At 65.4% G+C, this 26,540-nt stretch carries 27 protein-coding genes and 1 pseudogene; 12 read left to right on the top strand and 16 right to left on the bottom strand.

Annotation, left to right across the window (positions count from 1 at the left end; all coding sequences use genetic code 11):
• Positions 1–69 precede the first annotated feature (69 nt).
• The gene (locus tag NXY83_RS01800; RefSeq protein ID WP_258806387.1) at positions 70–825 is read right to left on the bottom strand and encodes a class I SAM-dependent methyltransferase; all 756 of its coding nucleotides are present in this window, start codon (positions 823–825) and stop codon (positions 70–72) included.
• A gap of 144 nt (positions 826–969) precedes the next feature.
• Positions 970–1,350: an STAS/SEC14 domain-containing protein gene (locus NXY83_RS01795; RefSeq protein WP_258804416.1), complete on the bottom strand. Its 381-nt coding sequence runs from the start codon at positions 1,348–1,350 to the stop codon at positions 970–972.
• 112 nt (positions 1,351–1,462) lie between these two features.
• Here NXY83_RS01795 and NXY83_RS01790 point away from each other — a divergent pair, with 112 nt between their 5' ends.
• From NXY83_RS01790 to NXY83_RS01780, 3 genes are all read left to right on the top strand, one after another.
• Positions 1,463–3,049: an ATP-binding protein gene (locus NXY83_RS01790; protein WP_258804415.1), complete on the top strand. Its 1,587-nt coding sequence runs from the start codon at positions 1,463–1,465 to the stop codon at positions 3,047–3,049.
• Between the two features lie 20 nt (positions 3,050–3,069).
• Positions 3,070–4,605, top strand: a complete 1,536-nt coding sequence (locus NXY83_RS01785; RefSeq protein ID WP_258804414.1) for a putative bifunctional diguanylate cyclase/phosphodiesterase — start codon at positions 3,070–3,072, stop codon at positions 4,603–4,605.
• Between the two features lie 166 nt (positions 4,606–4,771).
• Entirely contained in the window at positions 4,772–5,845 is a 1,074-nt protein-coding gene (locus NXY83_RS01780; protein ID WP_258804413.1) for an EAL domain-containing protein, read from the top strand.
• Positions 5,846–5,914: 69 nt separating this feature from the next.
• On the opposite strand, the gene NXY83_RS01775 is transcribed toward NXY83_RS01780, so the two are convergent.
• On the bottom strand, positions 5,915–6,148 hold the full coding sequence (locus NXY83_RS01775) for a DUF6480 family protein (protein WP_258804412.1): 234 nt from the start codon (positions 6,146–6,148) through the stop codon (positions 5,915–5,917).
• Positions 6,149–6,283: 135 nt separating this feature from the next.
• Here NXY83_RS01775 and NXY83_RS01770 point away from each other — a divergent pair, with 135 nt between their 5' ends.
• On the top strand, positions 6,284–6,730 hold the full coding sequence (locus NXY83_RS01770; RefSeq protein ID WP_258804411.1) for a hypothetical protein: 447 nt from the start codon (positions 6,284–6,286) through the stop codon (positions 6,728–6,730).
• Positions 6,731–6,738: 8 nt separating this feature from the next.
• On the opposite strand, the gene NXY83_RS01765 is transcribed toward NXY83_RS01770, so the two are convergent.
• From NXY83_RS01765 to NXY83_RS01755, 3 genes are all read right to left on the bottom strand, one after another.
• The gene (locus NXY83_RS01765) at positions 6,739–7,563 is read right to left on the bottom strand and encodes a glycerophosphodiester phosphodiesterase (protein ID WP_258804410.1); all 825 of its coding nucleotides are present in this window, start codon (positions 7,561–7,563) and stop codon (positions 6,739–6,741) included.
• 55 nt (positions 7,564–7,618) lie between these two features.
• Complete coding sequence (locus NXY83_RS01760; RefSeq protein ID WP_258804409.1) at positions 7,619–7,867, bottom strand: hypothetical protein; 249 nt, start codon at positions 7,865–7,867, stop codon at positions 7,619–7,621.
• Positions 7,868–7,972: 105 nt separating this feature from the next.
• Positions 7,973–8,791: an HAD family hydrolase gene (locus tag NXY83_RS01755; RefSeq protein WP_258804408.1), complete on the bottom strand. Its 819-nt coding sequence runs from the start codon at positions 8,789–8,791 to the stop codon at positions 7,973–7,975.
• 299 nt (positions 8,792–9,090) lie between these two features.
• Here NXY83_RS01755 and NXY83_RS01750 point away from each other — a divergent pair, with 299 nt between their 5' ends.
• Positions 9,091–9,357 carry a hypothetical protein gene (locus tag NXY83_RS01750; protein WP_258804407.1) on the top strand — a complete coding sequence of 89 codons (267 nt, stop codon included), beginning with the start codon at positions 9,091–9,093 and terminating at the stop codon, positions 9,355–9,357.
• Between the two features lie 3 nt (positions 9,358–9,360).
• Here NXY83_RS01750 and NXY83_RS01745 read toward each other — a convergent pair whose 3' ends face one another.
• On the bottom strand, positions 9,361–9,654 hold the full coding sequence (locus NXY83_RS01745) for a hypothetical protein (protein ID WP_258804406.1): 294 nt from the start codon (positions 9,652–9,654) through the stop codon (positions 9,361–9,363).
• 188 nt (positions 9,655–9,842) lie between these two features.
• On the opposite strand from NXY83_RS01745, the gene NXY83_RS01740 reads away from it, so the two are divergent.
• From NXY83_RS01740 to NXY83_RS01725, 4 genes are all read left to right on the top strand, one after another.
• Entirely contained in the window at positions 9,843–11,378 is a 1,536-nt protein-coding gene (locus NXY83_RS01740; RefSeq protein WP_258804405.1) for an alkaline phosphatase, read from the top strand.
• Positions 11,379–11,422: 44 nt separating this feature from the next.
• Entirely contained in the window at positions 11,423–11,959 is a 537-nt protein-coding gene (locus tag NXY83_RS01735; RefSeq protein WP_258804404.1) for a hypothetical protein, read from the top strand.
• 94 nt (positions 11,960–12,053) lie between these two features.
• Entirely contained in the window at positions 12,054–12,485 is a 432-nt protein-coding gene (locus NXY83_RS01730; protein WP_258804403.1) for a LexA family protein, read from the top strand.
• A 24-nt stretch (positions 12,486–12,509) separates the two neighbouring features.
• Positions 12,510–13,808: a Y-family DNA polymerase gene (locus NXY83_RS01725; RefSeq protein WP_258804402.1), complete on the top strand. Its 1,299-nt coding sequence runs from the start codon at positions 12,510–12,512 to the stop codon at positions 13,806–13,808.
• A 485-nt stretch (positions 13,809–14,293) separates the two neighbouring features.
• On the opposite strand, the gene NXY83_RS01720 is transcribed toward NXY83_RS01725, so the two are convergent.
• From NXY83_RS01720 to NXY83_RS01710, 3 genes are all read right to left on the bottom strand, one after another.
• Entirely contained in the window at positions 14,294–14,878 is a 585-nt protein-coding gene (locus tag NXY83_RS01720) for a TetR/AcrR family transcriptional regulator (protein WP_258804401.1), read from the bottom strand.
• Positions 14,879–15,087: 209 nt separating this feature from the next.
• Positions 15,088–16,026, bottom strand: coding sequence for a carbohydrate kinase family protein (locus tag NXY83_RS01715; protein WP_258804400.1), 939 nt, complete (start codon positions 16,024–16,026; stop codon positions 15,088–15,090).
• A gap of 107 nt (positions 16,027–16,133) precedes the next feature.
• On the bottom strand, positions 16,134–16,970 hold the full coding sequence (locus NXY83_RS01710; protein WP_258804399.1) for an alpha/beta hydrolase: 837 nt from the start codon (positions 16,968–16,970) through the stop codon (positions 16,134–16,136).
• A gap of 106 nt (positions 16,971–17,076) precedes the next feature.
• On the opposite strand from NXY83_RS01710, the gene NXY83_RS01705 reads away from it, so the two are divergent.
• The 3 genes from NXY83_RS01705 (at position 17,077) to NXY83_RS01695 (ending at position 18,533) form a co-directional block, all read left to right on the top strand.
• Positions 17,077–17,403 (top strand): GYD domain-containing protein, encoded by a 327-nt coding sequence (locus tag NXY83_RS01705; protein WP_258804398.1) that lies wholly within the window; start codon positions 17,077–17,079, stop codon positions 17,401–17,403.
• Positions 17,404–17,510: 107 nt separating this feature from the next.
• On the top strand, positions 17,511–17,822 hold the full coding sequence (locus NXY83_RS01700) for a hypothetical protein (RefSeq protein ID WP_258804397.1): 312 nt from the start codon (positions 17,511–17,513) through the stop codon (positions 17,820–17,822).
• 51 nt (positions 17,823–17,873) lie between these two features.
• On the top strand, positions 17,874–18,533 hold the full coding sequence (locus NXY83_RS01695; protein ID WP_258804396.1) for a cyclodeaminase/cyclohydrolase family protein: 660 nt from the start codon (positions 17,874–17,876) through the stop codon (positions 18,531–18,533).
• Positions 18,534–18,581: 48 nt separating this feature from the next.
• On the opposite strand, the gene NXY83_RS01690 is transcribed toward NXY83_RS01695, so the two are convergent.
• From NXY83_RS01690 to NXY83_RS01665, 6 genes and pseudogenes are all read right to left on the bottom strand, one after another.
• Positions 18,582–21,170, bottom strand: a complete 2,589-nt coding sequence (locus NXY83_RS01690) for an AMP-binding protein (protein ID WP_258804395.1) — start codon at positions 21,168–21,170, stop codon at positions 18,582–18,584.
• A gap of 45 nt (positions 21,171–21,215) precedes the next feature.
• Complete coding sequence (locus NXY83_RS01685; protein ID WP_258804394.1) at positions 21,216–22,382, bottom strand: ABC transporter ATP-binding protein; 1,167 nt, start codon at positions 22,380–22,382, stop codon at positions 21,216–21,218.
• Entirely contained in the window at positions 22,379–24,070 is a 1,692-nt protein-coding gene (locus tag NXY83_RS01680; RefSeq protein WP_258804393.1) for an ABC transporter permease, read from the bottom strand. The genes NXY83_RS01685 and NXY83_RS01680 overlap by 4 nt, the downstream gene beginning before the upstream one ends.
• Positions 24,067–25,089: an extracellular solute-binding protein gene (locus NXY83_RS01675; RefSeq protein WP_258804392.1), complete on the bottom strand. Its 1,023-nt coding sequence runs from the start codon at positions 25,087–25,089 to the stop codon at positions 24,067–24,069. Before NXY83_RS01675 ends, NXY83_RS01680 begins: the two co-directional genes overlap by 4 nt.
• A gap of 93 nt (positions 25,090–25,182) precedes the next feature.
• Complete coding sequence (locus NXY83_RS01670) at positions 25,183–26,163, bottom strand: ribokinase (RefSeq protein ID WP_258804391.1); 981 nt, start codon at positions 26,161–26,163, stop codon at positions 25,183–25,185.
• A pseudogene (locus NXY83_RS01665) lies at positions 26,160–26,471 on the bottom strand (MFS transporter); the annotation flags it as partial. The gene NXY83_RS01670 and the pseudogene NXY83_RS01665, both read right to left, overlap by 4 nt.
• Positions 26,472–26,540 lie beyond the last annotated feature (69 nt).

Genomic DNA, 26,540 nt, shown 5'->3' with positions numbered 1-26,540 from the left:
TCAAGGGGTTTGGGGGCTTTCAGCGGCTTCCCGCAACGCCTTGCCCGCCTTCAGCCGGGTTTTCGGCAGCTACATCCGGGGGCGCAGCACCGCATAATATCCGGGCACCCTGCCCTGCCCTTCGACGCCGGTGGCGGGATTCGTCTCGATGGCCACCGCCCCGTCCTCCACAAGCTCCCAAGCCGTAGGCGGCAGGGCCCGGGAGCGCTCTTCCGGGCCGAAGCGTCCAGGCATCGGCAGCCCGCGGATGGCCAGCTCCAGCGGCGCCGGAATGCTGCGGGAGGTGGCACCCAGGTGCGACACATACTCCACCGGGTTTCCCTGGAAATTGGTCTCCGCGAGGAATACCGTCCCCCGCGTCCCCGCCAAGGGGTGGAGGTTTTCCACGAGGGCCGCCTGGTCTGCCGGGTCCAGGACATGGAGGACGCCCCGGATGAAGACGTTGGCGCCATCCGGGAGGTCTTTTTCTGCTCCCGGGGCCGTCATGTCCCGGACCTCAAACCGTACGTTGCCGAGCTCCGCCGATTCCGCCCTTGCCCGCTTGACCGCATGCTGCGAAATGTCCACGCCAATAACCTCAGGAAAAATATCGGCCAGCGCCCTGCTGAAGCTGCCATGGCCGCAGCCGATGTCCACGACGGGAAGCCCGGGGTCCAGGTGGCGGAGGAGCACATCCCTGTAGCTGAGGAACTCGTGGTCCGTCCCGGCATCCCACAGGACATCACCTGCCGGCCCGGTTGCCCTGATGCCGGCCCAGTACCGCTCCCAAGCCAGCGGCCGGTCCTTCGGCGCAAGCCGTGAGAGCCGGACAAGTTTGGGGATCATCAGGTACTTCTGCAGGGCAGACGTTACCGATTTCGCTGGAGAGGACACCGGTCCAATATATGTCCCGGGACAATTGCAGGGCGGACGCGGCATGATGTTACGACGGCGGCGCCCTCTCCTGCGGCCATGCCGGGTCAAGCGGGGTCAGGCTGCCGGACCCTGCAGCTTCAGCCATGACATGGCTTCTTCCCGGGAGGTGAAAAACCGGGTGGGGCACGGCAGTTTGTTGATGCCAAGGATGAAGTTGGCCATCACTTTGTCCACCGGGGACGCCCCCAGCAGCGCAATCCGCGAAGCCTGGCACGGGCGCCCGAATACGGCGCGTGCTCCGCGGCTGACTTTTTCCGTTGTCGCCATGTCCACGAGCATGGGGTGCCGGTTTTCGCCGCACAGCTCATTGACCCTGCTCATGGCGTTCCCGGCATCGGCCTCACTGATGACCGCGCCGCGGGGCCAGCGCAGGTAGAGGACGCCGTCTTCAAGGCTCAAATCGCCCGCGGATGATTCTCCCGGCTGGTTCGTCACTTTGTCCTCCGCACAAATTTTCATGGAGCCGCCTGCCCCACATCCCCCTACAATGTACTCAACTGGGAGGAAAGTGAGCATTGTGGCAGCTGATATGCAGTGTGAATTGCACATGCCACGCAGCGCGGTCGTCGCGGACCCCGACGCCGGGCGGCTGGCGCTTAATGCCGCCGCACTGCGCGATGCCGGTTTCACCGTTCATACCATCTCTGATACTGCCGGGCTCGCTGGCCTCCTGAACGCCGGCGAGCCTTCCGTCATCGTAGTGGACGCCCCCTTGCTGCCCGCGGCCGAGTCGGATGTTCCGGTCCTGGTGATGGTGGACCTCGACAATCCCGCGGAAACCAAGGTCCGTCCGCCCGGAATCCACGACTGCATCGCCAAACCGCCGGCGCCCCGGGAACTGGTCCACCGCGCCACTGCACTGATTGACCTGGTGTCGCGGCGCAATGCATCCCGGCAGGAGGCAGAGGCGCTGCGCGAGCAGCTGCGGCAAGTGTCCGCCGCGGTAAGGGCAACCAATGATCCTGAGGAAATTGCAAAACAAGTAGTGGCGGGTTTCGGCCGGACGTTCAAGGCCGACCACGTCCGGCTGACCACGTTTGAGGACAACCGGGTTCCCCTGATCACCGCCACATGGAACAGGCCTGGGCTTGGGCCGCTCCCGGCCAATGCGCTTCCAGGCGAGGAGGAAGCGCGACGGACGGCAGACCGCTTGTGGGCCGGGGCGGATGCAGCGGCAGGCGATGCGCCGGCGTCGAACATCGCCAACACCGCCTCTACGCTGGCCGTGCCCATGGGCGAAGGAAGCTCCTCGCTGGGCATTATCTGGATCACAAGTATTGACCGGCCGCGTAAATGGTCGCGTGCAGAACTGGGACTCATCCAGCACGTGGCGGGCAACGCCGCACACGGCCTGATCCAAAGCCATCTGATCAGCAGCCAGCAACAGGTGGTCAAGCAGCTTCAACAGCTGGACAAGGCCAAGACGGACTTCCTGGCCACCGTCAACCATGAACTGCGCACGCCGCTGACGTCCATCATGGCCTACCTGGACATGATCCAGGAGAGCACGGAACAGCCGGTCTCCTCCGAGGTCCACCAGATGCTGGACATTGTGGTCCGCAACACCGAGCGGCTCCGGTCACTCATCGAGGACATGCTGAGCGTTTCGCGCAACGGCCTGGATGACAGCCTGATGCACCTCACCCCGGTGCGCCTGGGCCAGACCCTTGACCTGGTTGCGGCAGCGCTCCGGCCGCTGGCCAAACTGCAGAACGTCACTATCGCAGTCGATCCGGTTCCGGAGGACCCGGAGATTCTTGCCGATGAGGTGCAGTTGCAGCAGGTATTCACGAATCTGGTGTCCAACGCCATTAAGTTCACTCCCAGCGGCGGACGGATCGAGGTGGGCAGCGAGTCGCACGCAGCCGCCGACGGCACCCGGTGGGCCACCGTGAGCGTCGCAGACACCGGCATCGGCATCTCCAGCGACGAAATCGACCACGTGTTCACACGGTTCTACCGCGCTTCCAATGCCATGTCCGGCGCCATCCCGGGGACAGGGCTGGGGCTGGCCATCACCAAGGACATCGTGGCCCGCCATGGAGGGCACATAGATGTAGCCTCCACGCTTGGCGCAGGAACCACAGTCACGGTCAGCCTTCCCCTAAATGCTGACCGCTCCCGGTCCAACTGAGCCCGGGAAGGGTGACCCCTATGTTTGCGGAAAACGATCCCCGGCTCTCGCATCTCCTGGAAGGCATTGTGCGCCTGGCCTCCGGAGACCTCAGCTCCCGGATCGAGGTATCCGAGGCCCGTGATGAGCTGGACGCCATCATCATGGGCACCAACCTGCTGGCCGAAGACCTGCAGATTATTTACGAAGAGCTTGAACAGCGCGTGCAGGTGCGGACGCAACTCCTGCACGAAGCGCACCTTGAAATGCAGAAGATGGCCATGCAGGACCCCCTCACGGGCCTGGCCAACCGATCCGCCCTCCTTGAGGCTTTGCGGACAGCGCTCGACGCCGGCTCCGCACCCGGCGAGGGCCCCGCCATCCTGCTGATGGACCTGGATGCCTTCAAATCCATTAATGACAGCATGGGCCACACGGCCGGGGACCAGGTCCTCATCACTGTAGGCGAACGGATCCGCGGCGCAGTGCGCGTAACTGACGTCGTCGCCCGCCTTGGCGGGGACGAATTCGCCATCGTTCTGCCGGCGGCGTCAGCCGACCAGGCAACCGTCGTGGGGCACCGCATCCTGGCGGCCCTCAACGAACCTGTTGAGCTCCCGGGGCGGAGCGTGCGCTGCGGCGCCAGCATCGGGCTGAGCGTTGGCAGTCCCGGCCAGAGCCCGGAGGACATGCTGATGGAGGCCGACGTCGCGATGTACGCGTCCAAGGCGGAAGGACAGAACCGGTTGCACCGCTTTGAGCCGGCGCTGCTGCTGGTGCGCAGGCTGCGGAGCCAGCTGGTGGAGGACCTGCGCGCCGCCATCAAAAGCGACGGCCTGACCCTCCACTACCAGCCCGTGGTGGAGCTCGCCTCCGGCCGGATCGAGGGTGTGGAGGCGCTGGTCCGGTGGAACCACCCCACCCGCGGCTTAATCATGCCGGATGAGTTCATTCCGCTGGCCGAAGAAGCCGGACTGATCTCCGAACTGGGGCACTGGGTGCTAAAGACGGCGGTGCACCAGCTGCGGAGCTGGCTCGATGCCTCCCGCGTGGACAGCAAGTTCTCCGTACGGATCAATATCTCCGCAACGGACCTGCAGAGCCTGCAGTTCATTGAGGACGTCCGGAATGTGCTGAAGGAAACCGGCGTAATGCCGGAGCAGGTGGTCCTGGAACTGACGGAAGTGGCCATCGTCAGGGGCAACGAACTGGACCGCTATTCGCTGGGAGGCCTGCGCGGCCTGGGTGTGGGCATTGAAATTGACGACTTCGGCACCGGATACTCCTCCATCAGTTACCTTCGCCGGCTGCCGGTGGACCGGGTCAAGGTGGACCGCTCGCTGATTACCGGACTGGGCAGCGATCCGAGCCAGCCGGCGCTGGTGGCTGCGGTCCTGCAACTGGTGCGGGCATGCGGACTGGAAGCAGTGTGGGAAGGCGTGGAAACAGCGGAGCAGGTTGAAATCCTGCGCGGGCTGGGCTGCCTCAGCGCCCAAGGATATTTCTTCAGCAGGCCTGTCCCGCCCGAACAGATCCCGTTGTTGCTGGCGGACCAGCCGGAAAGCGCTAACCAGTAGGGCCATAAGTACTGCGCTTTTGTTCACAGCGATATACGATCATCGTGCGGTGTCTGATTTTCATCGCCGCGTAAACGATGAAAAGAAGCACCGGATTTTAAAGGTTTTAGAAATTGAACATTAATGGGCCAATGGGTCATTACTTCGTCAACTGGGGGCGTAGCTAATGTCGGTTCGTGTACAGGCATGGGGAATCATTGCCGCGGTGTTGGCGGATACGGATCCGTCCGGGGCCGCCGTTCGTCAGCGCCTGAGTAAAAGCCTTGACGAGAACCCGGGAGTCCCGGAACGGGCCCTGCTGGAATATCTCCTTGAGACGCGCCGCAGCGAGGCAAATACGGTAGAGACCTTGGAGAGCGCCAGGGAAATGCGCCTGACGCCCCGGGCCATTCCACCGAAGCTTGCTGAACAAATCGATGCCATCCGCAGCATGTCGCGAATCAGCGCCCTGCTTGAGAGCCAGATGCTGATGACGGCTTTCCAGCCCATTTACGGGCTTGCCGAAAAAAGCGTGGTGGGCGTGGAGGCGCTGTCGCGCTTTGTCAGCGATGACGGCGCGGGGGCCGAGCTGTGGTTTGCGGAGGCAGCAGCCGTTGGCCTGGGCGCCAACCTTGAGTTCTCGGCGCTGGGATCGGCCGCAGCGGCCGCCAGGGACCTTCCAGCGGATCTGTTCGTATCCCTGAACATTTCGCCCACGTCATGCCTCGATCCGCGGCTGCCCGAGTTGTTCGAGCACATCGACCTTCCCATCGGCCGGGTGGTGCTGGAGCTGACGGAAACCATTGCGGATGAGGAGTACGCGCAGTTCATTGCAGCCATCAACCCGTTGCGGGACAAGGGCCTGCGGATCGCCGTTGACGATACCCATTCAGGAGCCGGCGCACTGAGCCGCATGGTGCACCTGCGGCCGGACTTCCTGAAGGTGGGCCGGGACGTCATTGGCGATGTGGACAATGACGGAATCCAGCGTGCGCTGGCCTCCTGCCTGGTGGACTTTACCGAGCAGATCGGCACCACCCTGGTTGCTGAGGGCATCGAAACGGTCGGCGAGCTGAAGGTCCTCACCGAACTGGGAATCAACGCCGGCCAGGGTTACCTCCTGGGCCGGCCCTCCGTCCGGCCGAAGGACTGGGCTTCCTGGAATACCCGCCTGGACGTGGACGGCCTCAAGCGGCAGCTGGGCGCCGAGCAGGCCAGCCGGGATCCGCAACCAACCGACTCTCCCCAAGGGCTTGTCTAGGCTTCAGCAACACCGGACTGGCGGGCATGTTCGCCCGCCAATCCGCTGTGACTTTTTGCTGGGCCAGCTTTATTCTTCGTGCCCCTGGTCCCCGCTCATCTGGTCCTCGGCCGGGGGTGTCTCGCCCGGAGGGACTCCCCCGCCGGGCTCCAGGCCCGTGACGTTGCCTTCGGCAGGGTCGGGGTTCGGCGTCCCTGCCGAGTCCTTGCTTCCGGTGAGTCCCGTACCCGCTTGGCTCCCCGGCTGCGCCTTACCCGGCTGATCAGGGTTGGCGGGATCATTTTCCGGATGGTAGCTGCTCATCGTGCGTGTCCTTCCTGCCCGGCCGCGGTTCTTTGCCCCAGCTCTGGACTAATTGTAAGCATGCTGATAATTCTGGAAGGGTAGAGCAGGGCAGCCGCCGGAGTGCCCGGCACACAATGTCACGGAGGAGCAGTCATGGGAATCGGCGACAGCATCGGCAAGGCAGCAGAAAACGCCATGGAGGACCTGGCGGGGACATCCAAGCCAACGGAGAAGCTGAATGTTCCCGACCCCACGGACCCCAATGACGACGTGGAGGTCCACTCCTCCATTAGCGAGGGCTCCAACGCAATGGAGGCCGAGAAGCAGAAAGCACCGGGACTCAAGACCGGAGCCGCGCCCGCGCCGGTGTCCGAAAACCCCTTTGGCGGAGACGTGGACGAGACCGACAATGACAGGGCCGAGGAAGCCAGTGGTGACGACGGCACGGCAAGGGATGCTGCTGCCCCTGCTGGTGGTTTGCAGGGTGCTCCCAGTGGCGTCCGGGGCCCGGGCGGCCTGCCGGAGAGCAATCCGGACGAGTTGCGCGCAGACCCTTCGGAGGGAGACCAGGACCCGTCCACCAGCACCGGGAGGGGTTAGGACCTGGTTCAGGAATAAGGCTGGGCGGGCGGCCCTCCGGGCCACTCGCCGCGCCCGGTCAGCACCTCGCGGAGCAGGTCGGCACGGTCGGTGACGATGCCGTCAACGCCGAGCTCCAGGAGGCGGCGCATCTCGGTGGGATCGTTGACTGTCCAGACGTGCACCACCAGCCCCAGGGCATGTGCGCGCCGGATGGAGCCGGGCGTAACAACTCTGATGAAGCCGCGCCGGACCGGAACCTGGAGTGCTTGGACGTCGCGCAGAATGGGCCGCATCAGCCGCCGAAAAACGGGGCCGGGCAGCACCGGGCCCAACAGCGTGAAGAGGGCGATGGACACGACGCCGGCGGATGCAGCCACCGGACGGCTGAGCAGCTTCAGGACCGCCCGCCGTCGCCGGTCCGAAAAGCTGGTCACCAGCACCCGGTCATGCACCTGGTGGCGTTCGATGGCGGCGGCGGTACTGCCGACCGAGTTCCAGTCTTTGACATCCAGGTTAAGCCGGACGCCGCGGAATTCGGCGATCAGTTCGTCGAAGGTCGGTATCGGCTCGCGGCCGCCGATGCGGGCCTTCGAGACCTCCGCCGCGGACCGCCCGGACACCTTCCCCTTGCCGTCGGTCACCCGGTCCAGCGTGGCATCGTGGAAGAGGAGCAGCACGCCGTCGGAAGTAGTGCGCACGTCCGTTTCCAGGTACCGGTAGCCGAGGCCGACGGCGGCGCGGAACGCCGGCATGGAGTTTTCCAGGCCCTCGCCGGAAAAGCCGCGGTGCGCCATCGCGACAGGCAACTGGTTCCCGGCGGCATCCGGGTTGGCGAAGTACGGCAGGCTCACAGTGCGAGCGTACCCGAGCCTCCCGGGCCCCGGCCGTCCGCCGGCGAGCGCGGCGCTAGTCCTCGTGCGGGAGGATTTCGACGCCGTCGCCGCAGTGCAGCAGGGTACGGCCGCGGCCGCCGTCGAGATTGACCCACACCACCGTGTTGTCAGGGGTGATGGCGTCCACCAGACCGCCGGTCTCGAAACCGGGCGAAATGAGGACGCGGACGCGGTCGCCCTGCCGCAGCTGCTTCCAGTGCGGTGCGGGCGTTGCCCTGCGCAGCGGCGCATCGGCTGTTTGGTGCTTGACGTTCTTTGCCATCTTTACCCCTTAGTCCAGCAGGAGAGGAGTTTGCTCTCCGGACCCCACGGTACGGAGCAAAGATGAACGCCAGGTGTGCGCCAGCTGCGAATACGGCGGCGGGAATCAGGGCTGCCGCGCGCCCAGCGAGGCGAGCCGTTCCTCCAAAACCTGGGCCACGCCGTCGTCGTCAAAATGCGGCGCCTGCTGTCCGGCAGCCTCGATGGCCTCCGGGTGTCCGCTGGCCATCGCGTATCCGTGGCCGGCCCAGCGGAGCATCTCGATATCGTTGGGCATGTCGCCGAACGCCACCACCTCGGAGGCATCGACTCCGAGCGCCAGGGCGTATTCGGCCAGCGTCACGGCCTTGTTAACGCCAGGCAGGGAGAGTTCGAGCATGGCGACGCCCGGCGAGGAGTGCGTGGCTGCCGCGAGATGCCCGACGGCGGGGCGCACCTCGGCGAGGAAGTCGTCCGGCGTGCCCTCCCGGACGATGGCGAGGAACTTCACCACGGCATCATCGGCAACGAGGGTTTCCGCGAGCGGCGCCGGGGTGAACTCTGACAGCAGTTCACGGGAGCCGTTCTCGATGAAACCGGGTTCGAGGTGGAATCCGGTCAGCGTTTCGGCTGCGAAGAGGGCGGCCGGACGCAGTTTCTTGATGATGCTGCGGATCTCCAGCACGGCGTCGATGGTGAGAGTGCGGGCGGAGACCAGCCGGTCCGCCTCGAGGTCCCAGACCACGGCGCCGTTGGAGCAGATCACGCGTCCGGTGTGCCCCAGCTGGTCCTGCAGCGGATGCAACCAGCGCGGCGGCCGTCCGGTCACGAAGACGAGTTCAACGCCGGCGTCCCGGCAGGCATGGAAGGCGCGGATGGTACGGTCGCTGATTTTTCCGTCGTGTCCGAGGATTGTTCCGTCTATATCGCTTGCTACCAACCGCATCATGCCAGTTTACGTGGGTTGGCGGCGGTGCCCTCCCGGGCTACCTTCCAATGAAGCACCGAGGCTTAAGGAGTATCAACTGCTGGTGCCGGGGCGGATCTGCCTCTCCTTAGGCAATGTTCCAAGCGGCAAATTCATTGCGGGCTTTCAGACCGGTACGTGCCCTTGGCGCGTAGACTCAGGGGACGTCGGGACGTCGTGACTGGACATCCGGTTCCCCGAATAATGAGCCGGCCTCTCCTGCAGCACCGTGGCTGCAAAGTTTCCGCGAGGCATCCAAAGCCCCTGAAAGGCACATCATGACCGACGTCCACCTCCGCGACCAATGGGACCGGCTTCCACTCTCCGTGACGCAGTGGCTCCTTGACAACCCCGGCTGCCTGATCCTTCCACGCACCTTGTCAGCGGAGATCAGTGTGGCCACGAAGGAAGCGACCAACGACGACCCCCACGGCGAGACCACCCTCTGCCAGCAGGACATAGACTTCATCCGCATGAAATCCCGCGAGGCCGAGACCGAGGAGCCGGGCCCCCACTACCGGTTCTTTGATTCCGTGCAACCGTAGGCATCAACCGTCGTCAGCCCGATCCGCGGGTCCGCCGGCAGCCGGTATGTCGTTGTCCTCCTCAGGCGGAACGGGGCCAGCATTCCCGGGGCCGGTTTTCGCGCTGCCGGCATCCAGGCCAGCGGCCCGGTCCGATTCGCTCTTATGCCGCGCTTCAGCCAGGTGATGCTCCAGCTTTTCCTCTGCTTCCCGCCGGCGCTGGCCCACGGTCCTGATCTGCTGGGTTGTGGGCGCCGCGTGCGCGTGCAGGTGGGGGCCATTGTCCCGCTGCTGCTTTCCGCTGGGGTCATTGCTCATAAGGGCATCGTCCCACCGGACGAACGCTTCAGGAAGACCCCTCAAGAAGGCTTGGACGTCGCGTCTCAAGATTTGCCTAATAAACCACAGGGATGGATAAAAGCGCTTTCGTCACGCCTTACTGCTTTCTAGGGTGTCTACAAACTGGTCGCAGGCTTAGGGACCCCTGACTGAGAAAGCAGCCACCGATGACGAACGCTCCACCCGCCATCACCCCCGCTGGCCCGGCACGAAGAATACCCGGGATTGTCTGGATCATCCTGGGAGTCGTCGTGGTAACCGGGCTGGTCTCGTACGCGGTGTTCGCCGCCATCCGGCCGGCACCTGCAGCACTGCACCAGACCAGGGCCAAGAACGTTATCTACCTGCTCGGTGACGGCATGGGCCGCACTCATGTCACTGCGGCGAGGGAGCGCTTCTACGGGGCGGAGGGCAAGCTGGTGATGGAAACCCTCCCGGCGCATGGTTCGGTCAGTACCTACGCCGTGGAGAAAAAGTCCGGCCAGCCTGGGCAGGACAACTTCAGGCCGGAGCCGGTCACAGATTCCTCCGCGGCAGCCACGGCCTTTGCCACTGGGGTGAAAACCTACAATGCCGCCATCGGAGTGGACCCCCAGGGGGCTGTGGTGCCGACGATCATGGAGTTGGCCAAGCAGGCCGGCTACCGCACCGGCAATGTCTCCACTGCCGAAGTCACCGACGCAACGCCGGCCGGGCAGATGAGCCACGTCCTGTCCCGCGGCTGCCAGGGACCCGACTACTCGGCCGACGCGTGCCAGGACACCGGGATCACCGGCAAACCGTTGCCTACCAGTGATGTGCGGGTGACCCCGATCGCAGACCAGATTGCCCGTAACGGCACCGCGGACGTCATTCTGGGCGGCGGCATGGCCCGCTTCGATGCGTCGGATGAAACCGAACTGAAGGAGCAGGGCTACTCGATCCTGGGTTCGGTCTCCAGCCAGATCCCCGCCACCCGCGCCGACTTGAACTTTGCAGCGGGGGAAAAGGTCTTTGGCTTGTTCAACAAGGGAAACCTGACCGTCGAAAAAGCCAAGCTGGACAACCCGGAAGATCCGGAGGCGAAGGAGCCCTCCCTGTCGGAGATGACAAAGAAAGCCATTGAGCTGCTGGACCAGAAAACGAACGGCAAGGGTTTTTACCTGCAGGTTGAAGGCGCCTTGATCGACAAACGCTCCCACGACAACGATGCGGCCCAAACACTCGGGGAAGTCAAAGCCTTCGACGACGCCGTGGCCGCAGCCTTGGACTTCGCCAAGAAGGACGGCAATACCCTGGTCATTGTTACCGCAGACCACGAAACCGGGGGCTTCAACATCATCGAAAAGGGCACCTTCACCAACGCCGAAGCAGCCGGCCCTCCCATCAACGTTGATTCCAGGAACGCCGCCAATAACTCCACCCCGATCCGGCGTGACGGAAACTCCAAGGACCCGGACCGTTCAACGGGTGCCAGCAACGGTGGAGGCGCAACGGACCCGAAAAACTTCGGCCCCGCCACCTTCCGGACGCCGGATGACCCGCCTGAGGTTAAGGATGGGTCCAAGGACGCCAGTCTCTGGCTGGCCTACGCCTCCGGAAACCACACCGGCGCGGATGTGCCCGTTTACGCCTGCGGCCCGGGCTCGGAACAGTTGCAGGGCAGCGTGGACAACACTGACCTGTTCGACATCGCAGGTAAGGCACTGCGCCTCCTGCGCTGACCCTTCGGGTGAACTGTTACTGCAGAGTGGCCGAAGGGAACACCATGAACCGCAGATTCCGGATTCTCCTGACCGCAACCCTCGTTGCTGTGTCAGTGGCAGTACTCGCCTACGTCGTCCTGGGCGGACGGGGTTCTGCCCCTGTGCCCGGCGATGACGTCCCGCCCGCTGCCGCAGCTAAGACAACCTTCCCCGGCCTGCCCGCTGCCGAGGGTGAACCTGACCTGGCCGAACTCCAGGCAGTCCGGCCGTCCCCGGGCCAGATCCTCCAGGTCCAGGGCCCGTTCGATGACAGGTTTGTGTTCGAAAACTCGGGTTTCGATGGATCGTCGGCCACCGGGGCAATCAGAGTCACCAGTGATGCCAGCGAGTTGCTCGAACTCCAGGTACTCGCCGGGTTCTATGATGACCGCGGTAACTTCCTTGGCTCTGCCCGGTTTGTGCACCATCTCGGCAGCGAAGACCATAACCATTCGGGACCGTCTGAAGAAGATGAAGAGTTCAACATCCCGGTGCCGGCCGATCTAAGAGCCCGGGCCGTTTCGGCGGCGGTAGGCGTACCCGTCCTCGTCAACGAGTAGAACGCCGGCGGCATTGCCTTAGCAAAGAGGTCGCGTTGTCGGCGCCCGGCGTTACACTGAATGAATCGAACATATTTTCGAATAAGGGTGTGTTGTGGGCGTTGTTGTCGGTCCCCGCGTGATAGATGCGGGCGCCTCGTTGTTCTCGGTTCTGATCTCTCCTGTGGCGGTCGCTGCCGGGTTTCCGTCGCCCGCGCAGGACTACTTTGATGGCCGCATTGATCTGAACGCGTACCTGATCAAGGACATCACCAGCACATTCGTGGTCCGCGTGACGGGAGACTCCATGGAGGGGGCCGGAATCAGTGATGGTGATGAACTGATCGTGAACAGGGCACTCGAACCCAAGGACGGCTCGGTGGTCATCGCCGTACTGGATGGGGAACTGACCGTGAAGCGCTTGCGCCTTACTGCCTCCGGCGTTGTGCTGCAGGCTGAGAACCCGAAATATCCGGACATCAACGTGACCGCCCTCTCGGAGCTGACAATCTGGGGCGTCGCGACGAGGTGCCTGCACCATGTGTAGCCGGCAGCAAGCACGGTCGCACCCATGAGTAAACCTGCCATCATGCGGCAAATGCCCCAGATTGCCCACGTGGATGTCAACTGCTTCTACGCCTCCGCGGAACGTGCATTTGACCCCTCGTTGGAGGGCCGGCCGCTGGTGGTCTTGTCCAACAACGACGGGTGTGCCGTGACCCGCTCCCCCGAAGCGAAAGCGCTGGGCATATCCACCGGCGATCCCTGGTTCAAGCTCGCACCCCGCGCCAAGGAGTGGGGATTGGTGGCTAAATCCAGCAACTACGAGCTTTATGGCGACATCAGTTCCCGGGTTATGGAACTTCTCGGCAGGTATTCAGCCTGGCTCGAGGTTTACAGCATCGATGAGGCTTTCCTGGGCGTGAAAGGAGAGCCGGAACAACTGCTGGCCCTCGGTCGCAGAATCAAAGAGGCAGTCCGAAGGCATGTCGGCGTGCCGGTATGCGTGGGAATCGCCCCCACGAAGACCTTGGCCAAGCTGTGCAACAAGTGGGCCAAGAACAACCCGGCCTTTGGCGGGGTATGCCACTGGGACAGTGTCCCCTGGCAGCAACGGGAGTCATTGATGGACCGGTTGTCCGTGGAGGAGGTCTGGGGCATCGCTGGCAGGCTGACAAAACGCCTGAACGTCTTGGGCATCTTCACAGTCCTGGACCTCGTCCGTGCGGACCCCGTGGTGATCCGGGACAAGTTCTCGGTAATTGTGATGCGCACCGTCCTGGAGCTGCGGGGCACGCCCTGCATCCCCATGGAAGAGGAGCGCATCGGCCGGGACCAGCTGATCTTTTCCCGTTCCTTTGCTAAGCCGGTCACCACCGTTGCAGGCTTGCGGCAGGTCCTGAGCATCTATGGCCAGCAGGCCAGCGCGAGGCTCTCGAAGCACGGGCTCCAGGCCAAAGTCCTCACAGCCTTCGCTGCAACGTCCCCTTTCAGGCAGCACGAGCAGGCGTACCCGTCTGTCTGCGTCTCCCTTCCGATGCCCACGGCGGATCCGCTCCTGCTGGCCAGGGCCGCGCATGCGCTGCTGCCCGGCATCCGGGATGGCCTCCAGTATGCCAAGGCCGGAATTATGCTCACCGACCTGCGCCCCACGGGCAACCAGTCCCCGCTAAAGCTGTTTGAGAACCGGCACGAAGAACGGGGCATTGGCCCGCTCCTCGAAGATGTCAGCCGCAAGTTCGGGCGCGGCTCCATCGGGCTGGGGCAAGCGGGGATAAAGACCGGGCTGGACTGGACCATGAAGCGCGACATGCGCTCCCCGCGGTACACCACGCACTGGGACGAACTCCCCTTGGTTAGGGCCGCCTGAAGCGGGCGCCGGACGGGCATCCCCCACCGGACCCTGGTGAAGGAATGCCCGTGCGGGGCTGGCGCCGCCCCGCCGTCGTGCTGGTCCCGGAAGGGGACCAGGCTACGACCCCGGACCTTTTCCTGACGCGGCCCCCTGGACTGCCATTACGTCAGAAATCTCATCGTCCATGTCCGTAGGGCACTGTGCCGCCACAGCATACACAGGCGAAATGTGTGGTTACCTGGTCAGCGGTGAAGCTGCGCCAGTTCGGCGGAGCTCCTTGTGTGTAGCTCATATGAAGGAGAGTAGTGCACCTTGAACGAGTGTTCAATAGGCTGACTGAACAAGTGTTCAAAATTTAACGGCGAGGGAACAGCACCTCGTGAAACGGCTGGGAACGCAGCACACGGGCACCGAATGTGACGACCGGTTGTCATGAAGAGATGGGCCGGATGGTGGCAGCGGGGATGCTTCGACGTGGCCGGGGAGTGTGGCAGCAGCCGCTAACCGGCAAAGGCAATCTCTTCGGTGCGGGCGATGCTCCTCCGGATGGACTCCTCGTCAAAGCCAAGGAGCGCCGTCAGCCACATCCCGTTCTGCACCACGACGATGTCAGCTGCCCGCTCCCTGCACTCTTTGCTGGAAAGCTCCGGTTTGGCATTCCCTATCAGCGTCGCGAGTCCGCCCAGATACCGGTCAAACGCTGCCGTGTTGATCAACGCAAAGTCCTCATGGGCCTGCGCGAGCGCCCAAAGATGGAGGCGCAGTGACAGATACTGTGTGGTCAGGAATTCCGGTCCCGCAACGCGCCGGAGGGCCTTCTGGAGCTGTTCCTCCGGGGGTAATTCCGGGTCTGACGCGACGAGCTCCAGGTCGTGCTCGTCAATCCGGTGCAGGGCCGCACGGATCAGGCTGAGCTTGTCTTCGTAGTAGTAGTTCACGAGCCCCAGGGCCACGCCGGCTTCGCGGGCCACCGCCCGCATGTTGACACCTGAAATACCGTGGCGCGACAGCAGGCCCAGTGCCGCTTCGAGGATGCGCGACTGCCTGTCGACCTGCTCGCCGGACTTCACGGTGTTTGTATCCACTTGGCCAGACTATGGGGAAAGCGGTGATAGTGCATCCTGCCCGCGGCGGTAGTTAAAGACGGTCCCCATTGACAACGGGACCAACCCGTTCATCCGTTGCTGACCGCCGGGGCCAGGGCCGCAGTGGATGAGCAGGACCTGTGGAACGGCTCGCTGTCCGGAAGTCGGGAAGCGCAGTCCGGAATCAGCCGGACTGCGCTTCTTCCTGTTCACTCCCCCGATGCCCCGTTCAGCTCGGCACGTGTGGGCGGGTTGGCGCCAGGCCGCGAAACAGTAACTGCCGCCGCCCGCGCAGCGTGGGCCAGGAGTTCGCCCAGCCCCTCCGCGGGAAGCTCCCGCAGGTCCTTGCGGTTCTGCGCACCGTCCAGCCCGCGGTCCACCAGGCCAGACAGCAGTGCGGCCATAAACGAATCGCCGGCCCCCACCGTGTCTGCCACATCAACCTTCGGCGCGTCCACCTGTGCCTCGCCCACCCGGGTCACTCCCCACGGCCCGTCTGCTCCACGCGTGACCACCACCATGGCCGGGCCCTCCGCGCCGCTAAGGGACAGCCAGCGGCGGGCGGCGTCCAGCACGTCCATGTCCGGATACAGCCAGGCCAGGTCCTCATCCGAAGCCTTCACCACGTCCGCCAGGGATACAAACTTCTCAGCATGACGCCGCGCATAGTCCACATCCCTAATGATGCTGGGCCGGCAGTTGGGGTCGAAGCTGATGGTGGCACGCGGGTGCGCATATTCGACGGCGGCCAGTACGTCCGTGGCGCCCGGTGCCAGCATCGTGGCGATCGATCCGGTATGCAGCAGGGTGGTGCCCTGCAGCATAAAGGCGAGCCGGTCGGCGATGCCGGGGAGCTCCCAGGTGAGGTCGAACGTGTAGGTGGCAGCGCCGTCGTCGTCAATCAAAGCGGTGGCCACGCTGGTGGGCAGTTCGTCGGGGCCCAGCGGCAGCATGACCGAACTGGCGCGCAGGTGCGCCGCCACTGAATCACCGTAGGCGTCCCGGCCGTAGCGGCCGATGAACTGCACGGGGTGGTCGAGGCGGGCCAGGCCCACCGCAACGTTCAGGGGACTGCCGCCCACGTGAGCTTCAATTCCGGAAGCGCGCTGGACAACGTCGACGAGGCCCTCGCCAATAACAGTGAGCATGCTCATACTCTGCCAGAGGACCAGCTGACCAGCACGTTGCTGAGCACAATGATTCCAATCCCCATCAGCGCCTGCGCATCCAGCAACTGGCTCAGCAGGAGCTGCGGTTACCGGGCTGGGCCAGGACGATTAGGGTCGCCGGGCAAACTCAGCAGCTCCTGCACCAGCTCCCGGCACTTTGCGTAGGCGGGCGCACCGGGGTCAATCAGCGCAAAGTGGCCGCCGGGCACCGTGACCAGCCGCGCAGGCAACGGCCCGGATTGGCCCGCGTCCACATACGTACCCGACATGGCAAGCGGTACGTCGTCATCCTCCAGGGCATGGACGGCGTAGACGGGGATATCCAGTGGCAGTATGGCGATGGGGTCCGCGTACCGGTGCCGCCCCGGAAAGTCCGACGACGGCCCGCCCAGTAGGTTGGCCACGGCACCGTTGCTGAGGTTGAGTCTTTCGGCCTCGGCCAGGTTGAGCACGCCCGACTGGCTCACCACCCCAGTCAGGCGGAGGCCATCGGAACCGGGCCCTACCTCGCGGTGTTCGGCCTCCAGTCCCAGGCCGCCCAGCCGTTCCCGGCCGGCGGCCCACACCGCCAGATGACCACCCGCTGAATGGCCCAGGGCCACCACCCATCGCAGGTCCAGCGAGTGCCGGTCCGCCAGCTCGCCCAGCTTGTCGATGCCGGCCAGGATGTCCTTGAAGGTGGCCGGCCAGCCACCGCCGTTTCCCGCCCGGCGGTACTCCAGGTTCCATGCCGCCATCCCATGCGCGGCGAGGTCCGCGGCGAGCGGTTCCCCTAGCCCGGCCCCATATTGCGGGCGCCAGTAGCCGCCGTGGATCACCACCACCACGCCGCGGTGCGTGCCGCCGTCGGACAGTTCCGGGAGGAACAGCTCCCCCCATTGGCTGGGGTCATCGCCGTAGTTATACCTATGCCGCTGAACCATCTGCCGAGCGTACCGCGCAGGACAAGCCAGCCCGTTGCCCGACGAGCAGCGCACTGCCATTCTGGGTGGATCCGCACCTCCAGCAAGCGACCGAAAGGATGGGATCATGCCGCTCTACCTGTCAAGGTTCAGCTACACACCGGAGACCTGGGGCAGGCTGATCAAAAGCCCCGAAGACCGGCGAAAGGCCGCGCAGGCCTACATCGAATCGGTGGGCGGGAAGCTGCATGGATTCTGGTATGCATTCGGCAGCCACGACGGCTACACCCTGTGGGAAGCCCCAAACAACGTGTCCATGGCTGCGGTGGCACTTGCGATCAGCGGGGGCGGGGCGCTGAGCGCACTGGAAACCACAGTGCTGATGAGCGTCGAGGAAACGATGGAAGCCCTGCAAAAAGCCCAACAGATCAAATACCAGCCGCCGGGCACCTGACGTCATCCAGTTCACCCCACACCGCCGAATGTCTTGAAGCAGCCCGCACCACGTGCTTAGCTGAGGGCTCACCAGGCAGGCTGCCGGAAATATTTCTTGGGGGAAACATGGCTCAGCCACATAAGGCGTCCTTGTACACACGAACGCTGTTCACCGGCATCATCCTGGGGGTCGTGGCCATGCTGGCGATGGTCTTCTCGAACCAATTCATGCAGTCCTTCGGCCTGGGCGCCCTTGATGGCACCAACCCGGCCGCCATGATGGTCGCGCAACTGTACATGTTCACAGCGATGGCAGCCATACCCTTTTCCGCAGCCCTGATCTCGGCCGCGCTGGTCATGCGGCACCTGGACAACCGGCTCGCGGCAATGGTTCATCCGGAAGGACGCCGGGCGCAGGCGGAGGGCAACGGCGGGTAAAACCACGGTCCCGCCTGTTTGGCCAAGGCAGTTTCTGGGCACCTTGGTGTCATGGATACATCTGAAGCGATAACTACCCAGGGCTCAACTGTCGAGGAATGGACCAGTGCGCTGGCGGAGTCCACGGGCTCGCCGGGCGGCGGAGCGGGGGCCGGACTCATGCTTGCCGTCGCCGCCTCACTGACATCGATGGTTGCCGGCTACAGCGAGCCGAAAGAGCATGGACGCGCCGACGTCGACGGCATCCGGGAGCGGGCACAAGCGCTGCGGCAGGAGTCCCTCCGGCTGGCCGATGAAGACTCGACGGCGTCCCAGGCCTTCGGTGCCGCGTTCCGCCTGGACCCGGGCCCGGAACGGGAGGAAGCCATCCACAACGCGTCCCTGGACGCCGCCAAATCATCAGCCGTGCTCGGCGAGCGCGCCAGGGAAGCCATCGATGACCTGGCCTGGCTGGCGGACAACGGCAACCCTGCGCTCATCGCCGATGTCGTCGTCGCGTTCGGCGCCCTGCGGGCGGCGGTGGCCGGGGCGCGGACCAACGTCAGTTTCGACCTGGCGTCCCTGCGGTCCGCGGGTGCCACCCTGGAGCAGATCCGGGAACAGCACCAGGACCTGTGGTCTTCGGTGGAACACCTCACCGCCGCGCTTGACCGGATCGACGGACTGACCGCCCGGATTGACCACCGTGCGGCCCCCACCGACAGCGTCTGATGAGCCCGTCCCCGGGCGGGTCAAACACACCGCGGACGACGGCGGCCATCACCTTCGCCGCGGCTGTTCCATTACTGTTTCGGCGGTGATTCGTGCATTGCGCCGCCTGGCCCGGAAGCCAGCGACTGCAGCAGGCAGCCAAAGGCACAGGGCCCAGTACCCGACCCCCACCACGAGCGAACCCACCACGGCCAGGACCGGGTTGAGCGGGAGCAGCACCGGGTAGACCAGCCAGTGGGTGAGGTAAATGTAAAGCGAAGCTGCGGCCAGCCAGCCGGTTACCCGGCGCAGGATCGCGGGCACCGGCAGTGCCGGCACCCACACCAGCAGCAGGATGCCCGCGGCCACCGTGACATCGCGGACGGTGCTGCCGAAGAAACCCGGCAGGGTCAGCAGGGTGATGGCGGAGACGGTCAACCGGTGGACATTCGTGCGGGCCCGGGCAAGCGCCCAGCCAAGCGCGAAAAGCCAGAACACCGGCGGGGGTTTCGGCAGGCCGGGGTCCACGATGTCGTAGCGGCTCAGCAGGGCAATGGCCACCAGGCCCAGCGCGAAGGCGAAAGGCGCGCGCCGCTCCCACCGGTCAACCCGGGGCACGGCCATCAGCGCCGCCAGGGCAAGCAGGATGTACACCAGCAGTTCCACAAACCAGAAGTGCCACTGGGTGGTCACCTCCTCCGGGCCCACGATGGCGTTGAGCAGGAAGATGTTGGCGATGGTGTAGCGGTCTGTCAGCAGGTATGCCAGGGCGATGAACGCCATGGAAGGCAACACGATGCGCGCAACACCGCGGAGCTGCCGGCGCAGCCGGGGAACCCGTTCATCAGCCAACTGGAACCGGGCGAAGTTGTACCCGGCCACCACGAACAGCAGGTGGGCGGTCTGGAACATGAACAGCTCCACATGCGTGGCCACAATGCACACGGTGGCGGCGGCCCGGACCACGATCGAGGTCTCCAGGAATGACACCAAGCGGCGCCGCGCCGGCTTCCGGCGGCGTTCCAGCTCCTGCACCGGAATGAGGTGCCAGTCCGGCGGCAGCTGTCCCAGGACGCGCTCCAGCCGCACAGACACCGCCACATAGGACAGCGAATCCCCGTCCAGGGAGACGAACGTGTCATCGTCACGCACGTGGGAACATTCCAGGGCCTCTGCGAAAATGCGCTGGATGTCTTCCGGGCCCTCGGCTTTCGCCGCGGTGGCCTCGCCGGAGCCGGCAGCGGCAACACCGGGAGCGGCAGCACCGGGAGCAGTGAAATCTGCGGCGGCCAGCCCGAGGACCGCCGGGTAATCCACCTTCCCGGTAGCCAGGCGCGGCAGGGCCTCGACAGGATGGATCACGACGGCGGCGCGGGGCAAGCCAACGCTGCCGGCCAGGATTTTGGCGAGTGTTCCGGCGTCGTGGTCGCCTTCAACAGCGACCACAAGGCCGTCATCGGAACCGGCGGCCGCCGCAGTGATTCCCATGTCAGCGAAAATCCGCTCCACCTGCCCAAGGTCCACGCGCAGACCCACGATTTTCACGAACCTGCTTCGCCGGCCCACTACCTCGTAGAGCCCGTTCGGGTGCAGGCGGGCGAGGTCTCCGGTGCGCAGTTCGTGGACTTCCCGGCCCAGCGCGAGGTCCGCGGGGTGCTCAGCGTAGCCGAGCATGACGTTGGGGCCGCTGTAGACCAGTTCCCCATCCGCCAGCCCGTCCACTGGTTCGATGCGGAACGTGCCGCCCGGCACGGGGACGCCGATGGTCTCGGCGTACTCCGCTGCCAGGTCCGGTGGCAGGTAGGCCATGCGGGCAGTTGCCTCCGTTGCCCCATACATGACGAAGAGGTCCCAGCCGCGGCGCTGCCCGGCCTCTGCCCAGGAGCGCACCTTTTCCGGCGCCAGGCGCCCGCCGGCCTGGGTGACATAGCGCAGGTGCGGCAGGTCCGCCTCCGCGAAACCCACCCGTTCCAGAAGGTCGAAAGTGTAGGGAACGGCGGCGAAGGAGGTGGCCCGCCGTTCCCGGAAGAGATCCCAGAAGCAGGGATCCACAACCGAAAGGTCCGTGAGAACAAGCCCTGCCCCGCGTACCAGGTGGCTGTTAACCACTGACAGTCCGTAGCAGTAATGCAGGGGCAGCGTGGTCACGGCACGGTCGTCGGGTCCTATCCGCAGGTACTCCGCGATCGCCTCGGCATTCGCGGAGAGGTTGGCGTGCGAGAGCCGCACCAGTTTCGGGGAGCCCGTCGAACCCGAGGTGCTCAGCAGCAGCGCCAGTTCAGGGTGCAGCTCGTGCCGGGAACCGAAACGCCGCTCCTCAAGCGCCGGCCTGCCGTCGCCGTCGCCCGGGAGCAGCAATACGTCCGGATCATATGCGCCCATAAGGGACGCCAGCGCCTCGGGTTTGTCCGCCGGGGCCAGCAAAAGGGCATGGCCCGCCGACAGGGCCGCGAGATACCCAACGAGCGAGTCCAGGTCGTTGCGTGCTGCCAGCGCCACCAGCCGGCGCTCTGTACCCAGGCGGGTGGCGACGTCATCGACCCGGAGGGCAAGCTCCCGATACGAGAGGACCCCGTCCGCGGTGAAAACTGCCGGCCGGTCACCGTGGCGCGCAAGGTCGGTAAAAGCTGCCCCGGCGAGGTAAGGCTGCGCGGTCAACGCGTAATCCGGGCGGTGTTTGTGGACATGGGAATTGGCCTAACTTTACTGAATGGGCGGGGGCAAACGATACTTCAACGAGCTGCCCGGAGGTGGTGACGTGATGGCATGGTCGCCCAGCAGAAGCGTGGGCGTGGTGCCTGCCGCAACCGAGACGGCAACCGCAGTGCCGATGGGGTGACGTACGCTGTGCGGCTGCCAGGAGCGGACAGTCCGTCCCGAGGCCAGCCTGACGTAGTGAAGCACGAACGCCCCGTGATACTCGACAGCAGACACCCGTGCAGGAGACTCAGGGTCCGGCTGCAGTGCCACCTCGTGGGGCCGCAGCACTACATCAACATCCGCTTCGCTGTTGGCCCAGCCCGGGACTGTTGAGACAACCCCGATCTCGCAGGTCAGCAGGGCGCGGTGCACACGGGCCGGGAGGAAGTCGGCGTCACCCATGAATGAGGCCACGAAACGGGTGGCCGGCTGTTCGAAGACCTTCTCCGGAGTGTCCGCCTGTTCGATGACGCCGCCGCGCATGACCACTACCCGGGTGCCCACGGAAAGAGCCTCGGTCTGGTCGTGGGTAACGAGCACTCCGGTGGTACCGGCTTCCTGCAGAGTCGCCACCGTGTCCCGGCGCACCTGGGCGCGCAGGGACTCGTCCAGGCCCGAGAACGGTTCGTCGAGAAGCACCACGGCAGGCCGCGGCGCCAGGGCGCGGGCCACGGCCACGCGCTGCTGCTCGCCGCCGGAAAGTTCGTGCGGGTATCGGTTGGCCAGATGGGCCAGCCGCACCAGGTCGAGTACGTCACCGGTCCGCGCCCGGCGCTCAGCGCGGGTCAGTCGGTCCAGGCCGAACTCGACGTTCTGCGCCACCGTCATGTGCGGGAACAGCGCGTAGTCCTGGAACACCAGCCCCACCCGGCGCCGTTCGGGATCCACGAAGCGGCGTCCATCCGCCACGACGTCCCCGGCAACCCGGATGATGCCCCTGTCCGGCCGTTCCAGGCCTGCGGCGAGGCGCAGCGTAGTCGACTTCCCGCAACCCGAAGGCCCGATCAGGGTCACCAACTCACCGGCCGGAACTGACAGCTCCAGCGTGTCCACCCCAATGGCCGGCCCGTAGTGCTTGCTGACATCTTCAAATACCAGGGCAGCGGGAGGAACCCCGGTGTCGGAGGTGCCCGGAGCGCTGGCCCTCCGTATGCTCGCCCGTAGGCTCATGCTCGGCCCTTCCCTTCGGTTTCAACGGCGCGGGCCTGCCTGACAAGGACGAGAACGGGGAGGACGGCGGCCGCCACGATCACCAGCGCGGGCAGTGATGCCTTCTCCCAGAAGTTTTCGCGCGCAAGTTCATAGACCCACACGGATGCGGTGGTGAATCCGAAGGGCCGCAGCAGCAGCACGATGGGCAACTCCTTGACGGCGTCGATCGCCACCAGCATCAGGGCCACAGCAATCCCGGACCTGGCCAGGGGGACGTGCACACGCGCCAGGACCCGCCACGGGGCGGCACCCAGGCTCAGGGCGGAAGAGGTGAGGGTCAACGGAATTTTCGCGAAGCTTGCATCCACCGCCTGGTACGCCGGTGCGAGGAAGCGGATCACGTAGGCGTACAGGATGCCCAGCACCGAACCGGTGACGAGCAGTCCGGTGCCCCCGGGAACCCCGGCAGCCTCCAGGGCGTTATCCAGTGCCGCGAAGGAGATGAGCACGCCGATGCCCACCACGGCACCCGGCACCGCGTAACCGAAAGTCGTCACCTGCGCCGCGGAGGACACGAGCCTTCCGCCACTGAGGCGCACACCCTGTCCTACCGCCACGGAAAGGAACACGCAGGCCGCCGCGGTGGCCGCCGCCACGAGGAGCGTGTTCACGACGTATTCCCCGAAGCGTGGATCCGCCAGGAAGCCTGGGTTTTTGGCAGCTCCGCCAACCGCCCATCCCACTAGCTGGAAGACGGGGATCAGGAAGCCTGTACTCACGGCCGCCGCACAAAGCGCGGTTGCTCCCCAGCCGCGTCCGCCGTCGAGCCGCTGTGGCTGCAGGCCCTGCCCCCGCCCGCCCTGCCGGTGGTAGCGGGCCCGGCCGCGGAGCAGGCGCTCGCCCGCCAGCACGGCAACTGCGAACAGGAGTACCAGGACGGCCAGTTGGGTGGCGGCGTGGAAATTGAAGGTGCCCTTCCAGACCAGGTACACACCCACGGAGACGGTCTGTACGTTGAAGTACTGCACGGTTGCGAAGTCGGTCAGCGTCTCCATCATCACCAGGGCCATGCCCGCGGCCAGCGACGGGCGGGCTAGGGGCAGCAGAACCCGCCGCAGCGCCCTGCCACGCCCTGCCCCGAGGGTCCGCGCTGCGTCATAGGTGCCGGAGGCGTGCTCAGTCAGCGCGGTGCGTGCCAGCAGGTAGACGTAGGGGTACAGGGACAGCGACATCACCAGCACCGCGCCCGGCAGTGAGCGGACTTCGGGGACCCAGATATCCGCACCGAAAACAGTTCTCAGGGCAGACTGTACCGGCCCGGATACGTCGAATACGGACAGGAAAACGAAGCCCAGGATATAGGCGGGCACGGCGAGGGGCAGCACCAGCAGCCAAACGAAGATATTCCGCAAAGGGAATCTGTAGGCGGTGACGAGCCACGCCAGGCCGCCGCCCACCAGCAGCGATCCCGCGGCCACGCCAAGCATCAGGACCAGGGTTGTAAACACCATCCCCGCAAGGTTCCGGGGCGGCGCCGTGTTACCCAGGCTGCCGAGGCCGTCAAGGACCACCGCGAGCACGGGCATGGCAACAACGGCAGCCACCACGACGACGAGGGCGGTCCACGCCGGACGGCCGGGACCGGCCGTCCGGCGTGGACGGCGCTTCGGCATCCCCGCTTCAGCGAGGACAGCCGTTTCGGTCACTTGTATCCGGCCTCGGCGAGCAGGTCGACGGCCTCGGCGTTGAGGTCGCCGTAGGCTTCAGCGTTCAGTGGCATCCGCTTGAACTCGCCGAAACCCGCAATGACCGGCTCGGGCTTCACTGCGGGATTGACCGGGAACTCGTGGTTGGCGTCCACAAAGGAGTTCTGCCCCTTGGTCGCGAGCCATTCGATCAGCTGCTGTGCGTCCCCGGCATTGTCCGAGCCCTCCACCACGGCGGCCCCGGAGATGTTGACATGCGTCCCTGAGCCCTCCTGGCTTGCCCAGAAGAGGTCTACCTTGAAGTCCGGCTTTTCCTCCAGCGTGCGGGCAAGGTAGTAGTGGTTGTTGATCCCGACGTCGCAGGTTCCCGCATCTATGGCCTCAAGCAGCAGGACGTCGTTGCTCATGATCTGCACGTCGTTGGCCACCCACCCCTTGGCGATTTCCAGGGCTTTCTCCCGGCCGTGCAGGTCGATCAGGCTCGCCACAAGCGACTGGGTGTAGGAAGAGGTGGCATCGCGCATGCACAGCCGGCCCTTCCACTTCGGGTCGGCCAGGCCCGCGTACGTGTCTGCCGGGTCAAACTCAGCGGGATCCACATTTCCGGGGTTGTAGGTAACCGTGCGGGCCCGCATGGCCAGGCCGTACCAGCGGCCCTGCGGGTCGCGAAGGTCCTGCGGTACCGCTTCATTGAGGACCGGGGAGTCGACGGCGGCAAGTTCGTCCTGGCGCGCGGCGTTCCACAGGTTTCCGGCATCCACGGTCATGAATACGTCCGCCGGGCTGTCTTCCCCCTCCGCCTTGAGCCGCTCAAGAAGCTCGGCGTCATCACCTGTTATGAACTCAACGGTGATGCCCGTTTCGTCCGTGAACTGCCCGAAGGCGCCTTCCAGGTCATAGTGGCGGGCGGAGTAAATCTGCAGGTCGGCAGGCTGTCCGCCGATGATGCCGCAACCGGTCAGGGCTGACGCCAGTACTGTCAGGCCTGCGGCGGCAACGGTCAAACGTCGAGTGGGCACGTCGGGGGCTCTTCTCACAGGGGCGGCACTGCAGCCGCAACGCTTAATTTGGCAAGGTAAGGCTAACTTAATTCCTCTGCCACCCGGGAACTATTAACTGCGGTGACTTCCCCGCAGGCGCCGTTCGACGTCGGCCGCTTCGGGATACGCCGTTTGCGTCCCTTTCCGGGTGGTTGCCAGGGCAGCCGCAACCGAAGCGAAGGCAGCAGCATCGGCGAGCGCGTCCCCTGCAGCCAGGCGTACGGCAACCGCTCCGGTAAAGGCATCTCCGGCCCCGGTGGTGTCCACGGCGTACACCTTCGTCGGTTCGACAAAGATGACCCGGCCGTCCGGTCCGACAAGCGAATCCAGCACCACGGAGCCCTGCGGGCCCAGCGTCACCAGGACCTGCCGGATGTCCCGTTCAGCGAAGCGCTGCCGCACCGCATCCCAGTCGGCGGCGGGCGCATCGGCACCCGGCACAGACGCCCCGTCGCCCAGGAACAGCGCGGCCTCGTGGGCGTTCACCAGCAGGACGTCGGTCAGGTTGGCCAGGGCTGGGGGGATCTCCGCGTAAGGCGAGAGGTTCAGCAGAACCGTTGCGATGGCGCCGTGCCCTGCCTGTGCTGCCGCCACCACCGTTTCCATGGCGACTTCCAGGCAGAGGCTGACGACGGCGGCGTTGTCCAGGACATCGGCTGCCTCGGCCACGTCGGTCGGGGACAAGGTGCCGTTGGCGCCGGCCGAGATGATGATGTTGTTCTCACCGTTGGCATCCACTGCGATCACGGCGACACCGGTGGGTTCGTTGGAAGCCCGGACATGCCCCACGTCCACCCCGGCCCCGGCAACCGAGGCGAGGAGCATGTCGCCGTTGGCGTCCTCCCCCACGGCACCCACCAGGCTGACGTGGCCGCCCAGCCGGCCTGCGGCGACCGCCTGGTTGGCGCTCTTGCCGCCCGGATTGACGGCGAACCCGTTGCCGTGGACCGTCTCACCGGGGCGCGGGAGCCGCTCGCAGTAGATGGTCAGGTCCGCGTTGAGGGAGCCGACGACGACGATCCGGCCGGTGGTGCCGCTTGTTCCGGCCTTCATTCGGCCACCTCGGCCTCGACCGGCTTGGGGATCAGCAGCGAGGCGGCGAACGCGGCCACGGTCAGGGCCAGGCCGACGACCACGACGGTCAGGCAGGACGCCTTCGCGCCGCCGGGTGCCGACGTCGCCACCAGCACGGCGGACAGGATGAGGAAGCTCAGGCCCGCGCCCAAATTGAAGGCGCCTGCGTTCATGCCGGGCAGGAAGCCCGGATTCCCTGCGGGCGGGAGGACAACGCCCAGTCCATTAAGCATGATGTTGACCGTACCGGCGTACATGATGCCCAGCAATACCGTGCCGGCGATCATTTCGGAGGAGCTGGGCGTGGCCGGCTTGGATGACCTACCCTATTCCGCCGCCAGCAGCCCGGGCCTCAC

The sequence above is a fragment of the Pseudarthrobacter sp. NS4 genome (assembly GCF_024758005.1).
In the GTDB taxonomy this organism is placed as follows: domain Bacteria; phylum Actinomycetota; class Actinomycetes; order Actinomycetales; family Micrococcaceae; genus Arthrobacter.
This window is presented reverse-complemented; position numbering and strand designations above follow the sequence as displayed.

What these genes read in the sequence shown, in the direction of transcription:
- NXY83_RS01775 (WP_258804412.1), bottom strand. Translation starts at nt 6,148, where the DNA reads ATGAGCAGCTACCATCCGGAAAATGATCCCGCCAACCCTGATCAGCCG.
- NXY83_RS01705 (WP_258804398.1), top strand. Translation starts at nt 17,077, where the DNA reads ATGCCGCTCTACCTGTCAAGGTTCAGCTACACACCGGAGACCTGGGGC.
- NXY83_RS01790 (WP_258804415.1), top strand. Translation starts at nt 1,463, where the DNA reads ATGCCACGCAGCGCGGTCGTCGCGGACCCCGACGCCGGGCGGCTGGCG.
- NXY83_RS01740 (WP_258804405.1), top strand. Translation starts at nt 9,843, where the DNA reads ATGACGAACGCTCCACCCGCCATCACCCCCGCTGGCCCGGCACGAAGA.
- NXY83_RS01700 (WP_258804397.1), top strand. Translation starts at nt 17,511, where the DNA reads ATGGCTCAGCCACATAAGGCGTCCTTGTACACACGAACGCTGTTCACC.
- NXY83_RS01735 (WP_258804404.1), top strand. Translation starts at nt 11,423, where the DNA reads ATGAACCGCAGATTCCGGATTCTCCTGACCGCAACCCTCGTTGCTGTG.
- NXY83_RS01685 (WP_258804394.1), bottom strand. Translation starts at nt 22,382, where the DNA reads ATGAGCCTACGGGCGAGCATACGGAGGGCCAGCGCTCCGGGCACCTCC.
- NXY83_RS01725 (WP_258804402.1), top strand. Translation starts at nt 12,510, where the DNA reads ATGAGTAAACCTGCCATCATGCGGCAAATGCCCCAGATTGCCCACGTG.
- NXY83_RS01745 (WP_258804406.1), bottom strand. Translation starts at nt 9,654, where the DNA reads ATGAGCAATGACCCCAGCGGAAAGCAGCAGCGGGACAATGGCCCCCAC.
- NXY83_RS01695 (WP_258804396.1), top strand. Translation starts at nt 17,874, where the DNA reads ATGGATACATCTGAAGCGATAACTACCCAGGGCTCAACTGTCGAGGAA.
- NXY83_RS01780 (WP_258804413.1), top strand. Translation starts at nt 4,772, where the DNA reads ATGTCGGTTCGTGTACAGGCATGGGGAATCATTGCCGCGGTGTTGGCG.
- NXY83_RS01770 (WP_258804411.1), top strand. Translation starts at nt 6,284, where the DNA reads ATGGGAATCGGCGACAGCATCGGCAAGGCAGCAGAAAACGCCATGGAG.
- NXY83_RS01785 (WP_258804414.1), top strand. Translation starts at nt 3,070, where the DNA reads ATGTTTGCGGAAAACGATCCCCGGCTCTCGCATCTCCTGGAAGGCATT.
- NXY83_RS01755 (WP_258804408.1), bottom strand. Translation starts at nt 8,791, where the DNA reads ATGCGGTTGGTAGCAAGCGATATAGACGGAACAATCCTCGGACACGAC.
- NXY83_RS01750 (WP_258804407.1), top strand. Translation starts at nt 9,091, where the DNA reads ATGACCGACGTCCACCTCCGCGACCAATGGGACCGGCTTCCACTCTCC.
- NXY83_RS01670 (WP_258804391.1), bottom strand. Translation starts at nt 26,163, where the DNA reads ATGAAGGCCGGAACAAGCGGCACCACCGGCCGGATCGTCGTCGTCGGC.
- NXY83_RS01800 (WP_258806387.1), bottom strand. Translation starts at nt 825, where the DNA reads ATGATCCCCAAACTTGTCCGGCTCTCACGGCTTGCGCCGAAGGACCGG.
- NXY83_RS01715 (WP_258804400.1), bottom strand. Translation starts at nt 16,026, where the DNA reads ATGCTCACTGTTATTGGCGAGGGCCTCGTCGACGTTGTCCAGCGCGCT.
- NXY83_RS01710 (WP_258804399.1), bottom strand. Translation starts at nt 16,970, where the DNA reads ATGGTTCAGCGGCATAGGTATAACTACGGCGATGACCCCAGCCAATGG.
- NXY83_RS01760 (WP_258804409.1), bottom strand. Translation starts at nt 7,867, where the DNA reads ATGGCAAAGAACGTCAAGCACCAAACAGCCGATGCGCCGCTGCGCAGG.